Source organism: Methanofollis aquaemaris (assembly GCF_017357525.1).
Classification (GTDB): Archaea; Halobacteriota; Methanomicrobia; order Methanomicrobiales; family Methanofollaceae; genus Methanofollis; species Methanofollis aquaemaris.
In genome coordinates this window covers 614,166-630,530 of record NZ_CP036172.1, presented here as the reverse complement: position 1 = coordinate 630,530, position 16,365 = coordinate 614,166, and the positions used below count along the sequence as shown (strand labels likewise).

12 protein-coding genes and 1 tRNA gene are annotated in these 16,365 nt (G+C 60.9%); 12 read left to right on the top strand and 1 reads right to left on the bottom strand.

Annotated elements, in window-relative coordinates:
• Positions 1–76 precede the first annotated feature (76 nt).
• Genes RJ40_RS03055 through RJ40_RS03045 form a run of 3 tightly spaced genes read left to right on the top strand, consistent with a single transcriptional unit; the run spans position 77 to position 4,261 of the window.
• Positions 77–841 carry a hypothetical protein gene (locus RJ40_RS03055; RefSeq protein ID WP_265581885.1) on the top strand — a complete coding sequence of 255 codons (765 nt, stop codon included), beginning with the start codon at positions 77–79 and terminating at the stop codon, positions 839–841.
• Positions 841–1,572 carry a metallophosphoesterase gene (locus RJ40_RS03050; RefSeq protein WP_265581884.1) on the top strand — a complete coding sequence of 244 codons (732 nt, stop codon included), beginning with the start codon at positions 841–843 and terminating at the stop codon, positions 1,570–1,572. The genes RJ40_RS03055 and RJ40_RS03050 overlap by 1 nt, the downstream gene beginning before the upstream one ends.
• Positions 1,499–4,261, top strand: coding sequence for a DEAD/DEAH box helicase (locus RJ40_RS03045; protein WP_265582598.1), 2,763 nt, complete (start codon positions 1,499–1,501; stop codon positions 4,259–4,261). The genes RJ40_RS03050 and RJ40_RS03045 overlap by 74 nt, the downstream gene beginning before the upstream one ends.
• 7 nt (positions 4,262–4,268) lie before the next feature.
• Here RJ40_RS03045 and RJ40_RS03040 read toward each other — a convergent pair whose 3' ends face one another.
• Positions 4,269–4,823 (bottom strand): TATA-box-binding protein, encoded by a 555-nt coding sequence (locus RJ40_RS03040; protein ID WP_265581882.1) that lies wholly within the window; start codon positions 4,821–4,823, stop codon positions 4,269–4,271.
• 250 nt (positions 4,824–5,073) lie between these two features.
• Here RJ40_RS03040 and RJ40_RS03035 point away from each other — a divergent pair.
• The 9 genes from RJ40_RS03035 to RJ40_RS02995 all read left to right on the top strand — a co-directional run bounded on the left by RJ40_RS03035 (position 5,074) and on the right by RJ40_RS02995 (position 16,031).
• A tRNA-Leu gene (locus RJ40_RS03035) sits at positions 5,074–5,158 on the top strand.
• A gap of 752 nt (positions 5,159–5,910) precedes the next feature.
• Positions 5,911–6,828: a hypothetical protein gene (locus RJ40_RS03030; RefSeq protein ID WP_265581881.1), complete on the top strand. Its 918-nt coding sequence runs from the start codon at positions 5,911–5,913 to the stop codon at positions 6,826–6,828.
• 612 nt (positions 6,829–7,440) lie between these two features.
• Entirely contained in the window at positions 7,441–9,675 is a 2,235-nt protein-coding gene (locus tag RJ40_RS03025; protein ID WP_265581880.1) for an efflux RND transporter permease subunit, read from the top strand.
• 770 nt (positions 9,676–10,445) lie between these two features.
• Positions 10,446–10,868 (top strand): HAMP domain-containing protein, encoded by a 423-nt coding sequence (locus RJ40_RS03020; RefSeq protein ID WP_265581879.1) that lies wholly within the window; start codon positions 10,446–10,448, stop codon positions 10,866–10,868.
• 12 nt (positions 10,869–10,880) lie between these two features.
• A complete protein-coding gene (locus tag RJ40_RS03015) occupies positions 10,881–11,123 on the top strand; it encodes a hypothetical protein (protein ID WP_265581877.1) in 243 nt (80 codons plus the stop codon).
• On the top strand, positions 11,123–11,470 hold the full coding sequence (locus RJ40_RS03010; RefSeq protein WP_265581876.1) for a roadblock/LC7 domain-containing protein: 348 nt from the start codon (positions 11,123–11,125) through the stop codon (positions 11,468–11,470). The genes RJ40_RS03015 and RJ40_RS03010 overlap by 1 nt, the downstream gene beginning before the upstream one ends.
• Entirely contained in the window at positions 11,467–12,138 is a 672-nt protein-coding gene (locus RJ40_RS03005) for a roadblock/LC7 domain-containing protein (protein WP_265581875.1), read from the top strand. The genes RJ40_RS03010 and RJ40_RS03005 overlap by 4 nt, the downstream gene beginning before the upstream one ends.
• 66 nt (positions 12,139–12,204) lie before the next feature.
• Complete coding sequence (locus RJ40_RS03000) at positions 12,205–15,054, top strand: M1 family metallopeptidase (RefSeq protein ID WP_265581874.1); 2,850 nt, start codon at positions 12,205–12,207, stop codon at positions 15,052–15,054.
• 569 nt (positions 15,055–15,623) lie between these two features.
• Positions 15,624–16,031: an S-adenosylmethionine decarboxylase family protein gene (locus tag RJ40_RS02995; protein ID WP_394357409.1), complete on the top strand. Its 408-nt coding sequence runs from the start codon at positions 15,624–15,626 to the stop codon at positions 16,029–16,031.
• Positions 16,032–16,365: the final 334 nt, after the last annotated feature.

Sequence of the window (16,365 nt, the reverse complement as noted above, 5' to 3'; positions counted from 1 at the left end):
CAGAGTCATTGTCTTCCCCCCAAGAATAATGCTCTCATCCTGATCTTTATTACCGGAGGGAGTACACGATTATTCCATGGATGAGCGGAGCAGGCCGACTGGCGGACTCGAGCCGGCCGTACGCCTCTTCGCCGGAGAAATCGCGAGGACGCGGTTTTTCGAGGGCGGGACTTTTCTCTCTCCGACCGGTGCGTGCGGGCGGCGGGTCTTCTTTGCCGGTGCCCTCACCGCCGTCTGGACCGGGGAGGGGCGGGTCTGTGCGAGGGTGGCCGACCCGACCGGGACGCTCCTCCTCTCTGCGGGGTGGCGGGAGTCGGAAGCGGCGGCCGCTCTGCAGGCGATGGACGTCCCGGCCTTTGTGGCGGTGACCGGGAGGCCGGTGCAGGAGGAGGAGGGACCGTGTCTGGTGCCCGAGACCGTGGTGCTGGCCGCTCGCCAGGTGCGCGACACCTGGGTGCTGCGGACCGCGGACCTGACCATCTCCAGGGCCGAGGCGGTGCTGGCCGTCCTCTGCGGCGAGGGGGACGACCCCGATGCGAACGCTGCGGTCGAACGCTATGACCTGACGCCCGACGCGCTCTCTGAGTTTGTGCAGATGGTCAGGGACGCTCTTGCAACAGTGCATGAGGGTGACGAAGCCGGGGCAGCGCCCCTCGACGCCCGCGCCCTCGTCATCTCGCTTCTCGAAGAGGCGCCGGGACGACGTGCCGCGGAGGCCGACCTGGTCGCGGCGGCCGTGGAACGAGGCATCGGGGAGGCCGACGTCGAAGCGGCGATCGAGGCGCTGATGGCGGAGGGCGAGTGCTACATGCCCTCGACCGGGCAGGTCAGGCTGATCTGATGCGGCCGCGTTTTCTCCCCGACCTCCCGGCCCTCCTCGTCGAGGGGCGCCGGCGGGTGCTCGTCGTCGCCGACCTCCATTTCGGGATCGAGTCGGGGCTTGCGAGGGCGGGCGTGCATGTGCAGAGCAGGAGCCGCGCGCGGGCCGCGAGACTCATCGCCGCCATCGAGGAAACGAGCCCCGACCTCGTGCTCCTCCTCGGCGACGTGAAACATTCGGTCCCGCTGACGAGCAGGCAGGAGTTCGCCGAACTCCCGAAAGTCTTCGAGGCGGTGCGGGCGCTGGCCCCGCTCAGGGTCGTGCCCGGCAACCATGACGGCGGGATCGCCAGGTTCCTGGAGGAGGACGAACTCCTCCCCGCGGACGGGACGGTCGTCGACGGGGTCGGGTATCTCCACGGCCACAGCCACCCGGCGCCCGCCCTCCGCGGTGGTCTGGTGGTGGCCGGCCACCTCCACCCGGCGGTGACGCTCTGCGACGAGGTGGGGTGTTCGCTGCGGGCCGAACCGGCCTACCTGTACACCCCGCTCACCGGCGAGTACGAGGGGACGCGTCTCCTCGCGGTCCCGGCGTCCTGCGAGTTTGCGGGAGGCGTGGACGTCCTCGACCTCCCGGAGAGCGGGCTCGGCCCGCTGGCGCGGTGCATCGATGAAGAACATGCCGAGGTATGGTTGCGTGACGGGACATATATCGGAACTTTCGGGGAGATCAGAGAACAGCGCCGTGCTTGAACGCCTCCGACCGGAGGTGCGGGCGCTCATCGAGGAGCGGGGATTTGAAGAACTCTCCGAGGCGCAGGCAGGGGCGATCCCGCCGCTCCTTGCCGGCGAGCACCTGGTGCTCATCGCCCCGACCGGGACCGGGAAGACCGAGAGCGCGATGTTCCCGGTCTTCAACACACTTTTGTCCACACCTGGGCCGGGCTTCAGGGCGCTGTACATCACCCCCTTGCGCGCCCTCAACCGCGACATCCTGGGCCGCCTCACCTGGTGGTGCGAGCGGTTAGGGCTCACCGTCGGGGTGCGCCACGGCGACACCCCGCAGAATGAGAGGAGAAAACAGGCCCTCCACCCGCCCGACCTCCTCATCACCACGCCGGAGACGGTGCAGGCCCTCTTCATGGGCAAGCGGCTCAGAAAACATCTCGAACAGATCACCCACGTCGTCGTCGACGAGGTCCACGAACTTGCCGGGAACAAGCGGGGTGCCCAGCTCGCCGTGGCCCTGGAACGTCTCCAGGAGTACGCCGGCGAGTTCCAGCGGATCGGGCTCTCGGCCACCGTCGGGAACCCTGACGAGATCGGGCGCTTCCTCTGCGGGGCGCGGCCCTTCACCCTGGTGGAGGTGCCGGTCGCCGCGCACCTCGATCTCGGGGTGCGGTGCTGCGCCGGCGAGTTTGAGGAACAGGCGAAGTGCGTCGAGGAGATGGTCGGGGCCGAGTCTTCGTCGCTGGTCTTTGTGAACACGAGGGTGACCGCCGAGGCGCTGGGCCACGCCCTCCACGAGCGCGGGGACGTCGAGGTCCATCATGGTTCGCTCTCGAAGGAGGTGCGGATCGATGCCGAGGACCGGTTCAGGGTCGGAGAGGTGCGGGCGCTCATCTGCACCTCCTCGATGGAACTCGGGATCGATATCGGGCACATCGCCCATGTGCTCCAGTTCGGGAGCCCCAGGGAAGTGGCAAGACTTGTCCAGCGGGTCGGCCGCGCCGGCCACCAGCTCCACGCCGTTTCCCGCGGCACGGTCATCGCCACCGGGTTCGACGATCTCCTGGAATCCCTCGTGCTCATCCGCCGGGCGCGGGCCGGCGCGGTGGAGGAGGTCGAGCCGTACACCAATGCCGCCGACGTCCTCGCGAATGCCGTCGACGCGATGGCGGTGGAGTACGGCGAGGTGCCCATGGAAAAGATCCTGGCGGTCGTCGAACGCTCGGGATGTTTCGAAGACGCGGGCCCGCTTCTGGAGAGGGTCTGCCGGCAGATGGTCGACCACCGCCTGATCAGATTGGAAGGCGAAGGCCCGGCGACGCGGGTGGTCACCACCGGCCGCGCCCGCCGGTACCTCTTCTCCAACCTCTCGATGATCCATGACGAGCGGAAAGTGCCGGTCTTCGACATCGTCGCGAGGCGGACGGTCGGGACACTGGATGAGTCGTTTGTGGTCAGTTCCATCCACACCGGCGCGGTCTTCATCACGAGGGGCGAACTCTGGCGGGTGCTCGAGTTCGAGGAGGGGAAACTCACCGTCGAACCGGCGCGGGAGGCGAAGGGCGAACTTCCTTCATGGGAGGGCGAGCAGATCCCGGTGCCGTACGAGGTGGCGCAGGAGGTGGGGGCCTTGCGGCGGACGCGTGACCTTGCGGCCTACACCCCGGACGCCGACGCGATCGCCTTTGCCGGCGAGATGTTTGTGCGGATGGACACAAGCGGGGCGCCGGTCCCGACCGACCGTCTCATCACCGTCGAGGACTCGGACGAGGGCGTGGTCTGCAACATCTGCGCCGGGCACCGGGCGAACGAGGCGATCGCGAGGGTGCTCTCGGTCCTCATCTCGGCACGGACCGGCACTTCGGTCGGGACCGAGGCCGGGGCATATAGAACAGTGCTCAGGTTGCCGAAGGGAGTGCGGGCCGCCGAGGTCCGCGACCTCCTCCTTGCCACCGACCCGGCGCATGTGGAGGGGATCCTCCGCCTCGCCCTGCGGCACACGGCGCTCTTCAAGTGGAAACTTGTTCAGGTGGCCAAGAAGTTCGGGGCCATCGACGCCGACGCCGATTACGAGAAGTTCAGTCTTCACCGGTTGCTGGAGACCTTCAACGACACGGTCGTCGCCGACGAGGCCTATGCCGAACTCTTCAGGGCGTACATGGACGTCGGGAAGGCCGCCGGGGTCTTCAGGGCGGTGCAGGCAGGCGAGATCGGCGTCGAGATCGGGAGGTTGTCGGCGATCGGGGCCGAGGGACTCTCCTCGTCGCGCGATCTCATCCCGCCTCCGTCCATCGACCACGCCGTCATCTCGACGCTCAAGCGCCGTCTTGCCGGCGACGGAGTCGTCCTCTTCTGCATGCACTGCAGGGCGTGGACGAGCAGGACGCGCGTCGAGCGGGTGGCCGAGACGCCGCAGTGCCCGAAGTGTTCGGCCCGCCTCGTCGCCGCCCTCAAACCCTGGGAAGAGGAAGTGACCCGCGCCATGAAGAAAAAGAAAAAGAGTGCGGAAGAGCGGGCGGCCGAGAAGCGATTTTTGCAGAACGCAAACCTCGTCCTCTCCTATGGGAAACCGGCCGTCGTCGCCCTCGCCGCGCGGGGTGTCGGTCCCGAGACCGCTGCACGGATCCTTGCGCAGTCACGGGACGAAGAGAGTTTTTACCGGGGAATATTGAAGGCGGAGAGGAACTATGTCCTCACCCGCAGATTCTGGTGACCGGCCTTCACATAATGCTCTCGAGCTTCTGCTCGAGGAAGTCGAGGCCGCGCTTGATGTCTTCGAGGTTTTTCCCGCCGGTGAGGATGATCTTTCCTGACGAGAAGAGGAGAGCCACAATCTTGGGGTCTTTGATGCGGTAGACAAGCCCCGGGAACTGTTCGGGTTCGTACTCGATGTTCTCAAGGTTGAGGGTGATGACGACCTTGTTGAGGTTGATGTACCTGCCGATGTCGTACGAACAGACGATGTTGGTGATCCCGACCTGGGGCTCGTCGTAGGTGTCGACTCCCGCTTCCTTGAGGGAGGAGACGATGATGTTGAGCCCGTCGTAGAGGTCCTGCTTGTTCCGGATCCCGGTCAGGACGACCTTGCCTGAGGAGAAGATCAGGGATGCGATCTTTGGCTTGGTGATCCGGTAGACCGCGCCGGGGAATCGTTTGGTGTTCAGTTCACAGTTGGGGATCTTCTGAGAAACGTCGCCTAAATCTATGGAATCAGCGATGACACCAGATGCAACGATATTTTCGATCTTCAGTGACTCGTACCTTGAATCATCCATTATATATGGGTGCATCCCCTCGCACTATAATACTAACTGGAAATCTTTATGATACGTTGCGTGCTCCCGCTATTGGCGCATAATCTGACAGATCCCGGAGCCCGGTTCTCTCCCGGGGCGCGTCTGACGCTCTCCGGCATGCACGCCTCGATCATCTCCTCCTCTCTCCGGTGTTTGGGGGTCTTGTGCCGGGTCGGAGAGGCCTTCTGGCCAATATCTTTATTTTCGAGGAGCGACAACAGGTAATAACGCGAGGGTTGCCGAGCCAGGTCAAAGGCGTTAGGTTCAGGGCCTAATCTCGCAGGAGTTCGAGCGTTCGAATCGCTCCCCTCGCACTTCCTTTTGTGATGTTTTTTGAAAGAGAGGGTATCCTCCGTGATCGAGTGTTCCAACTGCATAACTCCTCTCAATGAAAATATCCCAAAATGTCCTGATGGCGAGTCATCACTCGCATGCCGGACCTGTGGAATCAACCTTGATCCTTCTCCTCACGAAAGTGCCGCGGGGGTGGACACTGTACAATCACTGCCCCCCATCCATCTTCGCCGTGGGGGAGAGCGCCAGCGGGTTCAAGAAGGCCGAAGGTCTTCGAGTCTCCACCTGCTATGAGACGGTAGATGAGAACCCTTCAGGTGGGGCGGCACTTCTGATCCGCCGCGTTCCCACATGTTTGTGCCGCGGGTTGGCCACCCCCTTCTCGGTCATCATTTCGCCTTCCCGGGGGGTCCGGGGGCAGCGCCCCCGGCATGGTGGTGTGGGAAGGCACGTCGATCTGATCGGCCGCCCCCCATCGTCGAACCTTCACCGCCGTCTCGCACCGGGGGGCGGTGCCCCCCGGACCCCCCACGAACCGAAGATAGGCAGGGGCGGCGATGGAGTGAGGTCTCCACCAGTTCTTCTGTCTTGAAAAGAGAGCGATCAAGCGGCGAGAAATTTTCATCCCGTATGCTTGAACCCCACGTTCATGTCTAGATTCAACAGAGCCGAAAAATGAGAGATAGTACTGGGATCGGTCTGAGGGATTTCTCCTGGTCATATTCAATAAAATATACAAATGATTATCTGTTGTGTCTCCGATGTGAAATCAATGAGATTCAAAGTCATATCATTGACATTGCTCCTTCTATCGGTGCTTTTGATCTCCGGGTGTCTCTCGGAATCTGTCGAGATCAACGTCGTGACGGAGGGATCGTGGAACGGGTCCTGCGTCCCTGACCATGGCGAAACCGTTTACCTCTCCGGGGAAGGCCCTGCGACCGTCCCGCTTGGAACAGATCCCGGTGATGTTGCATGTACGTTCTATAAGACGGATAGTTCTGCGGATAGAATGGTGGTCTCCCTCTATCGCGGAGAAAAATTGCTTGTGGAAGGGAACACCTCGGTGCCGAATGGGATGGTTGTTTTCTCCTGCAATATTCCGACCGGCCGATATGAGTTGAAATCTCATACCGACGGTCCGAAAGAATATCTCTTGAATGTGTGGTATGAGGGGCCATGGGAGGCGGAGATCCCTTCCGAGGAAGGAACACGCTCGGTGAACGGGACCGGGTGGCAGACATATTTCTATAATTCAAGTGATCTGTCCGTGCGGATGGGAGCACGGAAACTGGATACTTCAAATAATTCCCTGACCATCGGCATCCATGATGCTCATTTCAGGGATCTTGCCGTAAACAGCACGTCCGAACCGAACGGTTCTGTCTCGGTTTCATACGTTTTGGAACCTGATCTCATCTTCAGAAGCGGGGTAAAAATATCGGTATCCTCAGAAGAGAGATGGAAGGGCCGGTATGACGTTGATGGGAATTACACCTCTATCGAGGGATTCGGAGAGGATGAGACATATTATCCAGGGGATGTGAGCGGAACGATCCGCCTGAGTGTTCGGAAAACCGGCGATGACGATGAACCGCTGTCTGTCAACATAGAAAAGGATGGTATGATCGTTAATAGTGGTGAAACCTCTGTAGAATATGGAAATATTGTGCTCCGGGCAGAGGTTTGACGCCGGAGTCATCCCGAAACTCGCGACCGTGAGGGTTTTGTATGATGACTTGCCCTCTTCAGTAGCCCTCAAGGGAGATACGTAGAGAAAAAATACCCCCTTTGAATGATTTTATCCTCCGCCTTCCTCGCCCTATCTTCGTCATGGGTGTCCGGGGGCAGAGCCCCCGGCGTGAAGATGTGGGAAGGCGTGATGATCCAACGTGCCGCCCTCAATTGAAGAGTCTTCCCTGCCGTCTCGCGCCAGGGGGTTGCACCTCCCGGACCCCCCCACGACGAAGATAGGGGGGGCGGCGATGGAACAAGACCCCCACCGATTCTTCTGTCTTGAAAAGAGAACGATCAAGCGACGAGAAATGTTCATCGCGTATGCCTGAGGCGTGCTCTCGCCTCATGCAAAATTCTACAGAGCCGACTTTTCAATCTCACGCCGACAGGAGCACGGGGCTCTTAACGGAACTCTGAATCCTGAAATGGGAGGCCCCCCGCCCCGTGTCCTACGTTCTCGCGTTCATCCGGCACCTTCCCTTTCGCGAGATTTGTTGTCTCAATCGCAACAAATAGTTTATGCATCTCCGGAGCAGACATAGTGAGTTAATATGGAGGTCGAGGTGTGAAGTCCCCGTATCAGACAATCGCAGAAACCATCAATAAACACCCCGCCACGGTCGCCGGCCTCTTCGTGATGCTCCTCCTCGTCGCCTTCTACGGGATGAGCCTCATCTCGATGGAGACCGGGTCGGACACTTACCTGGACAAGTCCACGACCCGCGGGATGCTCTACGACAAGTACGCCGACTCGTTCAAGTCAGACAGCATCATGCTGCTGGTCGAGACCGACAACGTGCTCAACCCCCAGGTTCTCGAATACCTGGACACCCTCCAGGAGGACATCGGGGACGAGCGCTATGTCAGTTCGACCCGGAGCATCGTCGACCTGGTCAAACAGGTCAACGGAGGCGTCCTGCCCCGTTCGGACGGCGAGGTGCAGCAGGCCAGGGCCAGGGTGCCCCAGGAGATCATGGACCGCTACGTCCCCTCCAACATGATGACCATCGGGATCATCACCCTTGAACCCGGCGTCTCCTCCGATGTCAGGGAGAATGTTCTCAATGCCATCGACTCGGCGGTGGCCATCTCCAACCCGCCGCCGGGTGTCGAGGTGACGGTCAGCGGCGACCCCGCCTTTGCCCAGCAGATGAAAGAAGAGATGGGTTCTTCGATGGGTGTCCTCATCGGTGCGGCGATGCTCCTGATGATCCTTGCCGTCGGCCTTCTCTTCTCCCATGTGAGGTACCGTTTCCTCCCGGTCTTCATCGTGGCCACCGGCCTCATCCTCACCTTCGGGTTGATGGGCCTGACCGGGATCAAGATCAACATTGCGACGATGGGCGCCTTCCCGGTGCTCATCGGTATCGGGATCGACTATGCGATCCAGTTCCATTCCCGGTTTGAGGAGGAGCGGCGGCGGGCCGCGGTGGACGAGTCGGTGGTCACCACCATCACGAAGACCGGCCCCTCGGTCCTGTATGCGATGATCGCAACCTCGATGGGTTTTATTGCGATGCGGATCTCTCCGGTCCCGATGGTGCAGAGTTTCGGTCTGGTCTGTGTCATCGGGGTGGTGATGTGTTATCTTGCGGCTCTCATCATCGTCCCGACCTTCGGGGTGCTCATCAAGTATCGTCCCAAGAAAGAGGTCGAAGCCGCCGCGAGTGGGAGGATGGATGCGTATAACACCTTCCTCGGCAACCTGGCCGTGAAGATTGCAAAGAATCCGGTCCCCATCCTCCTCATCCTCGGCCTCATCGCATTCGTCGGGGTCGAGATGGACGGCGAGATCAAGATCAGCACCGACGAGCAGACCTTCGTCCCCTCGGATATGCCCGCGGTCGTCGACCTCAAGAAGATCACGCGCACGATGGGTTCGACCCAGACCCTGCCCATCTATATCAGGGGCGACGACGTCATCAGTCTGGACAGTCTGGAATGGATCGAGAGGTTCTCGCAATCCGAGGTGAAGGAGAATGCCGAGATCACCGGCGCGACCAGCATCGTCAGTCTGATCCAGCAGTACAACAAAGGCGTTCTGCCCGGCACCGATGCCGAGGTCGCCATGGTGCTGAACCGGATCCCGGAGGCTGAGAAGGCGAAGTATCTACGCGGGAACATGGAGACGGTCATCCAGTTCTCCCTGACCGACATGGAGATGGAACAGGCGGAGAGTTTCATCAACAAGGTCCGCCAGGACATCGTCTGGGATAAACCGCCGGCCGGGATCGTCGCCGACCCCACCGGCACCCTCGAACTCTTCACGGCGCTCATCGACGATATCGCCAAGGGCAAGACCCAGATGACGCTCCTCGGTTTCGGGCTCATCCTCGGTTTCCTCTTCCTGATATACCGCAAGATCGGGAAGGCGGCCTCCCCGCTCATCCCGATCATGATGATTGTCGGGTGGAACGGGCTGATCATGTACATCCTCGGGATCGACTACACCCCGCTCACCGCGGTCCTGGGCTCGATGACCATCGGGGTGGCGTCGGAGTACACCATCCTGATCATGGAGCGGTTCTACGAAGAGCGCGAGAAGGGGACCGGGGTCTATGACGCGATCCAGCAGGCCGTCTCCCAGATCGGGACGGCGATCACGGTCTCGGGGATGACGACGGTCTTCGGTTTCTCGGCACTGATCCTCTCCACCTTCAATATCATCCAGAACTTCGGAGTCGTCACCGTGATCACGGTCGGGTTCTCGCTGCTGGGTGCGATCATCGTGATGCCCGCAGTCCTCTCCCTGGTGGGGCGTTCCTGGCGTTCGAACCCGGAGAACGCTGCCACTGAGTGATCTCCGTATTTCTTTTTTTTCTGGCTGTGTACGGACCCGGTAGTTTTGTAAAATTTCTCTTCAGGAGTGAACATTGGAGGCTGAACACACCCCCGCTCCTGTATGACGAATCGGCAGAGGACGGGAACACCCTCTGCCTTCCCGCCCCCTATCGCAATCCCGGGGGTCCGTAGGCAGCGCCCCCGGTGCGAGCGTGTGGGAAGGCACGTCGATCAGACGTGCCGCGCCCACAGAAAATCGAGAAACTTCACCCTGCTCTCTCTCTCGCCGGGGGGCGCGAAGTGCCCGGTTCCTGTCACCCTCAAGGCCAGGAGAAGAGGAATTGGGGGTTCAACAGAGCCGATAAAAAATCCTTCCGCACTCGAAAGTTCCACTCGGAAAGAGTATTCATGCGGCATGCCTGAGGCGTGCTCCCGGCTCATGCCTGATTCATCGGAGTCAAATGTTCAGCAATAGATTTTCGGTTTTATTCCGGGGCATTACCTGGAACCCTATCTGGAATCACAGATTTTCTCGAACTCACCGGCGCTCGTTTCCCCCGAGATCATGGCCGGGAAGGCAAATGAGAAGATCTCGAAAGAGGAGACTGTCATCAGCACTCCAGAATGGGAATTCTGCCGGACCTCTTTTTATGATCTCTTATTTCCATGCCAATCAGTCCGGGAATGCTCCGGGGCGCCTGAAAATTATTTTCAATTTAGTTTTGAATACGCCCAGGGTAGATAACTCAATTCATAAAGTTTAAATTCTAACCTGTAGAATAATCACCCATGGACGGCATGGCCAGGTCCGGCACACAGGGGAGGAGCCTCACCCTCCAGATCCCCATCTTCTACAAACTCTTTGTGAGCATGCTCTTTGTCGCGGTGATCCCGGTCATCCTGCTCGGGATCATGGCGGCCGGAGACACGGGATGGATTGTGGAAGTCCTCGGTCTCCAGGGGACGGTATTCGTCCTGACCCTGGCGACTCTTGCGATCGTGGTGATGTGGAGTTTCTTCCTTGCAAGCAGCATCACAAGCCCTATCACACAACTCTCTGAGGTGGCCAGGAATGTCTCGATGGGAGACCTCAAGGGAGCAGAGGTCGACGTCATGAGCAACGACGAGATCGGAGATCTTGCCGCATCCTTCAACAGGATGATCAACTCGTACCGGGTTCTCGATGCTCTTGCTCGTGAAGATAATGAGTGAGGTGGTCCCTGGATGTCGCTGGACGACGACGTGCTCGCAGCCCTGAAGGAGGAGATCGGCCCCTCGGCCGCGCGTCTCCTCTCCAGGTGTGCGAAGAAGGCACTGAACAAGAGTCCGTCCGGGCTGACCCGGGCCGACCTCCCTGCTCTGGCGGATGCCTGCCACGCGGCGGTGGTGCCGGTCCTTGGCACTGAGGCTGCCGGGCGGATACGGGGCAGGGTTCTGAAACTTTCGGGCATTGAAGAGGTTTTTTGATGGTTGGAATGCTCACATTTGTCCTGAAAAAACTGCTGGTCGGCGGGGCGGTCGGTGCCGCCCTGGTCGGGCCTGAAGGCGAGGTGCTCGGTCAGGCCGGGGGTGCCGACTGGGACGGCGCCGCTCCCCTGATACATGGGGCGGCATCATCCTGGGACCGACTCGCCGGCGGGCTGGAGACCGAGCGATACGGTGGAGCCATCGTGGAGGGGACCGGGGGAAGCCTCCTGGTCATGCCCATCGAGGACGGTTCCGTGCTTGCAGTTCTCCTCGGCCCCGGGGCCAACCAGGGCCGGGTCAGATACGAGATGAAGAAGAACATCGAATTGATCACATCAGTGGTATGACAGTAGAACTCCCTGAAGGAGCCAGTCTTGGCATGATGCAGGCCCCACTCACATGGGTCTTCTCCCACACCGGCAAGTTTGTCGGAAAAATTGCGGTCGAGGTCCAGGGAGGGAACGGGTTTCTCCTGATCAAGAAGGGAGAGGTACTTGCCTACTGGTTCAGGTACGGCGGGATGGTCCTGCGCGGCAAAGCAGCCAGGGAATACCTCCTTTCTCAGGAGGTGGTCGATCTGACTCTCTGCCGGTATACCGGAGAAGAGTTCTCGACCGCTCAAGAATGGTGCGAGGAACATGGCGTCCCGATCGCAGGTGCAGTGTCGGCACCGACGGTACCTGACGAACCTCCGGTCCAAGCCCGGATGCAGCCTGTCCCGGCTGCACCGGGGTTGGATGTCGGGATTCAGATGGTGGGTCGGTGCGGTGCCGGGGGCCTTGAGGTCCTGGCCGGGAGGCGGCCCGACGACCTGGACGAGCAGGCTCTCTGTTCGGCCTTTGGAATCGCCTGCGATCTCGCGGACGTTCTTGGGATCGGTGAGGTCTCGGACTTCACGCTTGAGACCAGGTCAGGTACCTTCCTTGTCACCGACGAGGATGACGGGATCCTGTGTCTCATCACCACCCCTGATGTTCCTTTCGGACGCATCAGGAGTCTCTTGCAACGGAGATAGAAGAATAGGATCCACCCGGCAGGGGCAAGGATAATCATTCCCCGGCCCCTATCCTGGGTGAGTCTGATGACGCGTCTTTTTACCTTTTATCCAGAAGATTTTGGCGAACTGCCGGTTGATGTCCTCCATATGGACCTGATGATCTCGGTCGGCGACGAGGTGACCGGGGTGGGGTCGCGGCTGCATCTGCGGGTGCGGGACCGGTCGGTCGAGAGGCTGGAACTGAATGCCCGCGACCTCGAGGTGCTGGCCGCCTCGTGCGAGGAGTTCGAGGCCTCGGTTGAGTACAACACGAAAGGCCACCTCCTGATCTTCACCTTCGCCACCCCTCTCCCTGCCGGAGCAGACCTCCACCTGCTCACCCGCACCAGGTGCCGCCCCTCCGACCACCTCCTGGAGGGGCTGTATTATGACGTGACCCCGGCCGGTGCCCCGCCGACTCAGATCACCCAGTGCCAGCAGTGGGGCTTCCAGCGGATCGTCCCGTGCTTCGACGACATGATGGCCAAGTGCACCTACATGACGACGGTCGTCGCGGACGAACGCTACACCAACATCATCTCCAACGGCGACCCCCTCTCGGCCCCGAGACCCTATGGGGACGGCCGGCAGGTCGTCACCTTCGACAACACCATCACCCCGATGGCCCCGTACCTCTTCTTCCTGGGCGTCGGCACCTATGCGACCTTCAGGCGCGAGTTCGAGTACCCGGACGGCCGGACCTTCGCCCTCGAACTCCTGGCCCCTCCGGGTTCCGACCCCGCGGCCGCAGAGGAGGCGCTGGAGGTGCTCGCCGACGGCGTGCTCTGGGTCTATCTCTTCACCGGCCCGGACCAATACCACGACCTCCCTCTCCGCAAGGCCATCATGGCGCGGTGCCACGAGCGGGACCGGGCGAAGGCGGACGGGGACGGGGACGGGGAACGCGTCGCGGCGTTGCGGGCCGAACTCGCCGCGCGGGTCGGGGAGATCATCCCCGGGTATGCCTACACCGGCACGGTGTACCGCGAGATCGGGATGCAGAACTCCGACTATGGCGGGATGGAGAATGTCGGCAACACCACCATCACCACCAACCGGCTGATGCCCTTCCCGCAGATGACCGACCGGGCCTTCGAGTATATGGTGCGGGTGAAGGTCCACGAGTACTACCACAACCTCAACGGTTCCGAGGTGACTGGGAAGACGCCATTTGAGATCTGGCTCAACGAAGCGGTGACGGTGCATGTGGAGAACCAGCACTTTGGGTTCTTCTTCGGCGAGGAGTATGCCCGTCTCCAGACGGTCCTCGACCTCGTCGATCCCGAGACCGGCACCTTCGCTCTGGACGAGGGGGCGGCCTCGATGCCCATCGAGCCCGACGGGTTCAACGATCCCAACGAGTTGATCACCGGGGTCACCTATGTGAAGTCCCCGGAGTTTGTCAGGATGGTCGAGACCGTCGTGGGGAAAGAGGCCTTTGTCCAGGGACTCGGGGTGTACCACCGGCGATTCGCCCACGGGAACGCCTCCAGGCAGGACTGGCTGGAGGCGATGGAGGGGGTCTCGGGTCGCTGTCTCGGCGAGATGGCCGGGGTGTGGCTGAAGCAGACCGGGTACCCGGAGGTGCGGATGACGCACCGGTACGATCCGTCGAGGCGTACTTGCACGCTCGCGTTCGAGCAGGAGACCCGCGAGGGCGCGGAGCCCTGGATCTTCCCGCTGACCGTGGCCCTGGTCGCGGCCGACGGCGTCGACCTTGCGGAGCAGACGCACCTGGTGAGGGGACGACACGAGACGATGGTCTTCGAGGACGTCGACGCCCCTGCCTACCTCTCGGTCAACCGCGGCTACACCTTCTACGGGCGGGTGACCGACGATGCCGCGCCTGCGGCGCTCTTCCTCCAGGCGCGGACCGATCCCGATCTCATCGCCAGGTTTTCCGCCTTCCAGCGGTGTGCGGAGGTCGAGATGCTCGGGCTGCTTGCCGACCCCGCGGCGGTGCCGTCGGCGGAGTTCTGCACGCTCTATGCCGACCTCGCCGACGACACCGACCTGATGCGCCGTGCGGGCGGGCAGTTCCTCACCATCTTCGAGTCGGTGACCAATCCCCGGTACGCCCACCGATACACCGCCCTCCACGACGCACGGGTGCGCCTGCTGCGGGGGATCGCGGCCGCCCACCAGGAGCGGCTTATCGCTCTCTACCGCCGGTACGCCGCGGCGCCGACCGACCGGAGTCCGTCGGCGATCAAGGCGCGACAGGTGAAGAACGCCGTCCTGCAGGTGCTCGCCGCCCTCGACACCTCGGAGATCCACGCGCTTATCAAAGAGCAGTTCGACGATGCACAGTGCGCCACCGATCGGATCGCTGCCTTCGCCGCGTACCTCGACTCCTCGGCGCCCGACCGGCGTGCGGTGCTCGACGCCTTCGAGGAGGAGTCGAAGGAACACCCGGTCTCCTGGGAGACGTTCCTTGCCGTCGTCGCCGGTTCGTCCGCACCCGACGCCCTCGATCTGGTGCAACGGGTGACGGCCTCGCCGTCCTTCCGGATGGAGCAGTCCAACGACCAGCGGGCACTCTTCGGCCGGTTTGCCAGGAACCGGCAGCTCTCGCTGGAGACGCCGGAGGGCCGGGAGTATCTTGCAGAGGTGCTCGGCCGCCTCGGCCGGGTGAACGAATACAACACGGTCAGCGCCCTCGAGGTCTTCGGCGCCCTCGACCGGATGGCCGAAGAGCACCAGGCGCCGCTGGTGGGTGTTCTTCTCTCGGTGATGCGGGCCGTCGACCCGGAGAAACAGCCAAGCGTCTACCACACCGCCCGCCGTCTCCTCATCGGGGCGCCGCACGCGGTGGCGAAGTATGTGGCCGTTCACGGTTCGGCCCCTGAACTGGAGGGGGTGCCGCACCCGGCGGCCCGGGAGCAGAGAAAATGATCACATGTGTGCACGGATGTATCCATATCTTTTTGAACAATATTTCATACCCGATATCGATGTAATCTCATGGGCCTTCAGTTCGGACAAAATATGGCATATTCAGGACTATTTGCCCCATTTATTCTCTTATGATTCGCAATCGCCCAAATTAAAACCGAATTGGCTCTATTTTGACAAATTAAACCTGATTATTTTGATTTTCATCGTGCCGGACCATGCCGAATTGAAATCTGGACGCGTATGGAGCGCAGAACCGATCCATGGCCTGAGCATCCCTCGCTGGATCTGGGGGAGGGAATAGGGCAAGGATCTGTCTTATTTCATTTCGGCGGCCCTGAGGGCATTTTAATCAAAATGTGGGTTTTTTTAGCCATTTTTTGACGATATGGCCCATATTCTGCTCTTACATTCTCAATCCTGGCGAGTTGTCACGAGGGATATTTTTAAATCTCCATCATGTGTTGTAGATCCATCAATATTCTACAGACCCCCAGGAGGGGATCAGTATGGAGATGACCACTACCGAAATGAACAACCAGCCTGACATGCTTGGCCTTAACCGTGCGATGACAACCTGGGACGCCCTCTCTGACGACGATATCATCGAGCGGTTCAGAGAGCAGTGTTCCTGGGGCCTTTACACCAGTGTTGACCTCAAGGAATGCGACCCTGAGGCCATCAGAGATGCCGACACGATCAGACGGTTTATCGTTGAGCTCTGTGACCTCATTGATATGAAGCGTTTCGGCGAGCCGACGGTCGTCCACTTTGGCCCCAACGAAAAAGTGGCCGGATACTCGATGACCCAGCTCATCGAGACCTCTCTGGTCTCCGGCCACTTTGCCAACGAGACCAACGCAGCCTACCTCGACATCTTCTCCTGCAAGGAATACGGCCCCAAGAAGATGGGGGAGTTCTGCAAGCAGTTCTTCGGCGCCCGCTCGATGACCACCCACGTCCTCTTCAGGGACTGAAGTCCCTCCCCTTTTTATTGCTCTGTAGAATTCGTCGTGAGCCCTGGGCTCAAGCATACGCAGTTGAATATTTCTTGTCATTGCTGTCTCATTTCAAGACGGAAGAATCGGTGGAGATCTCCCTCAATTGCCGCCTCCACCTATCTTCGGTCCGTGGGGGTCCGCCGGGGAAGAGTCTCCAATATGGGCGGCACGGCTGATCATCACGTATTTCTGTTTCAGGAATTCTGATCTCACGCCTTCCCACACCAATCGCGCCTGGGGCTCTACCCCTAAGATCCCGGAACGAAGAGAGGGCCGGGAAGGCAGAGGACGAATCGTTCTGGGGGTGTCT

Bases quoted from the DNA above. Each gene is read 5' to 3' on its own strand.
- RJ40_RS03055 (WP_265581885.1), top strand. From the start codon at position 77: ATGGATGAGCGGAGCAGGCCGACTGGCGGACTCGAGCCGGCCGTACGC.
- RJ40_RS03050 (WP_265581884.1), top strand. From the start codon at position 841: ATGCGGCCGCGTTTTCTCCCCGACCTCCCGGCCCTCCTCGTCGAGGGG.
- RJ40_RS03045 (WP_265582598.1), top strand. From the start codon at position 1,499: ATGCCGAGGTATGGTTGCGTGACGGGACATATATCGGAACTTTCGGGG.
- RJ40_RS03040 (WP_265581882.1), bottom strand. From the start codon at position 4,823: ATGGATGATTCAAGGTACGAGTCACTGAAGATCGAAAATATCGTTGCA.
- RJ40_RS03030 (WP_265581881.1), top strand. From the start codon at position 5,911: ATGAGATTCAAAGTCATATCATTGACATTGCTCCTTCTATCGGTGCTT.
- RJ40_RS03020 (WP_265581879.1), top strand. From the start codon at position 10,446: ATGGACGGCATGGCCAGGTCCGGCACACAGGGGAGGAGCCTCACCCTC.
- RJ40_RS03015 (WP_265581877.1), top strand. From the start codon at position 10,881: ATGTCGCTGGACGACGACGTGCTCGCAGCCCTGAAGGAGGAGATCGGC.
- RJ40_RS03010 (WP_265581876.1), top strand. From the start codon at position 11,123: ATGGTTGGAATGCTCACATTTGTCCTGAAAAAACTGCTGGTCGGCGGG.
- RJ40_RS03005 (WP_265581875.1), top strand. From the start codon at position 11,467: ATGACAGTAGAACTCCCTGAAGGAGCCAGTCTTGGCATGATGCAGGCC.
- RJ40_RS03000 (WP_265581874.1), top strand. From the start codon at position 12,205: ATGACGCGTCTTTTTACCTTTTATCCAGAAGATTTTGGCGAACTGCCG.
- RJ40_RS02995 (WP_394357409.1), top strand. From the start codon at position 15,624: ATGACAACCTGGGACGCCCTCTCTGACGACGATATCATCGAGCGGTTC.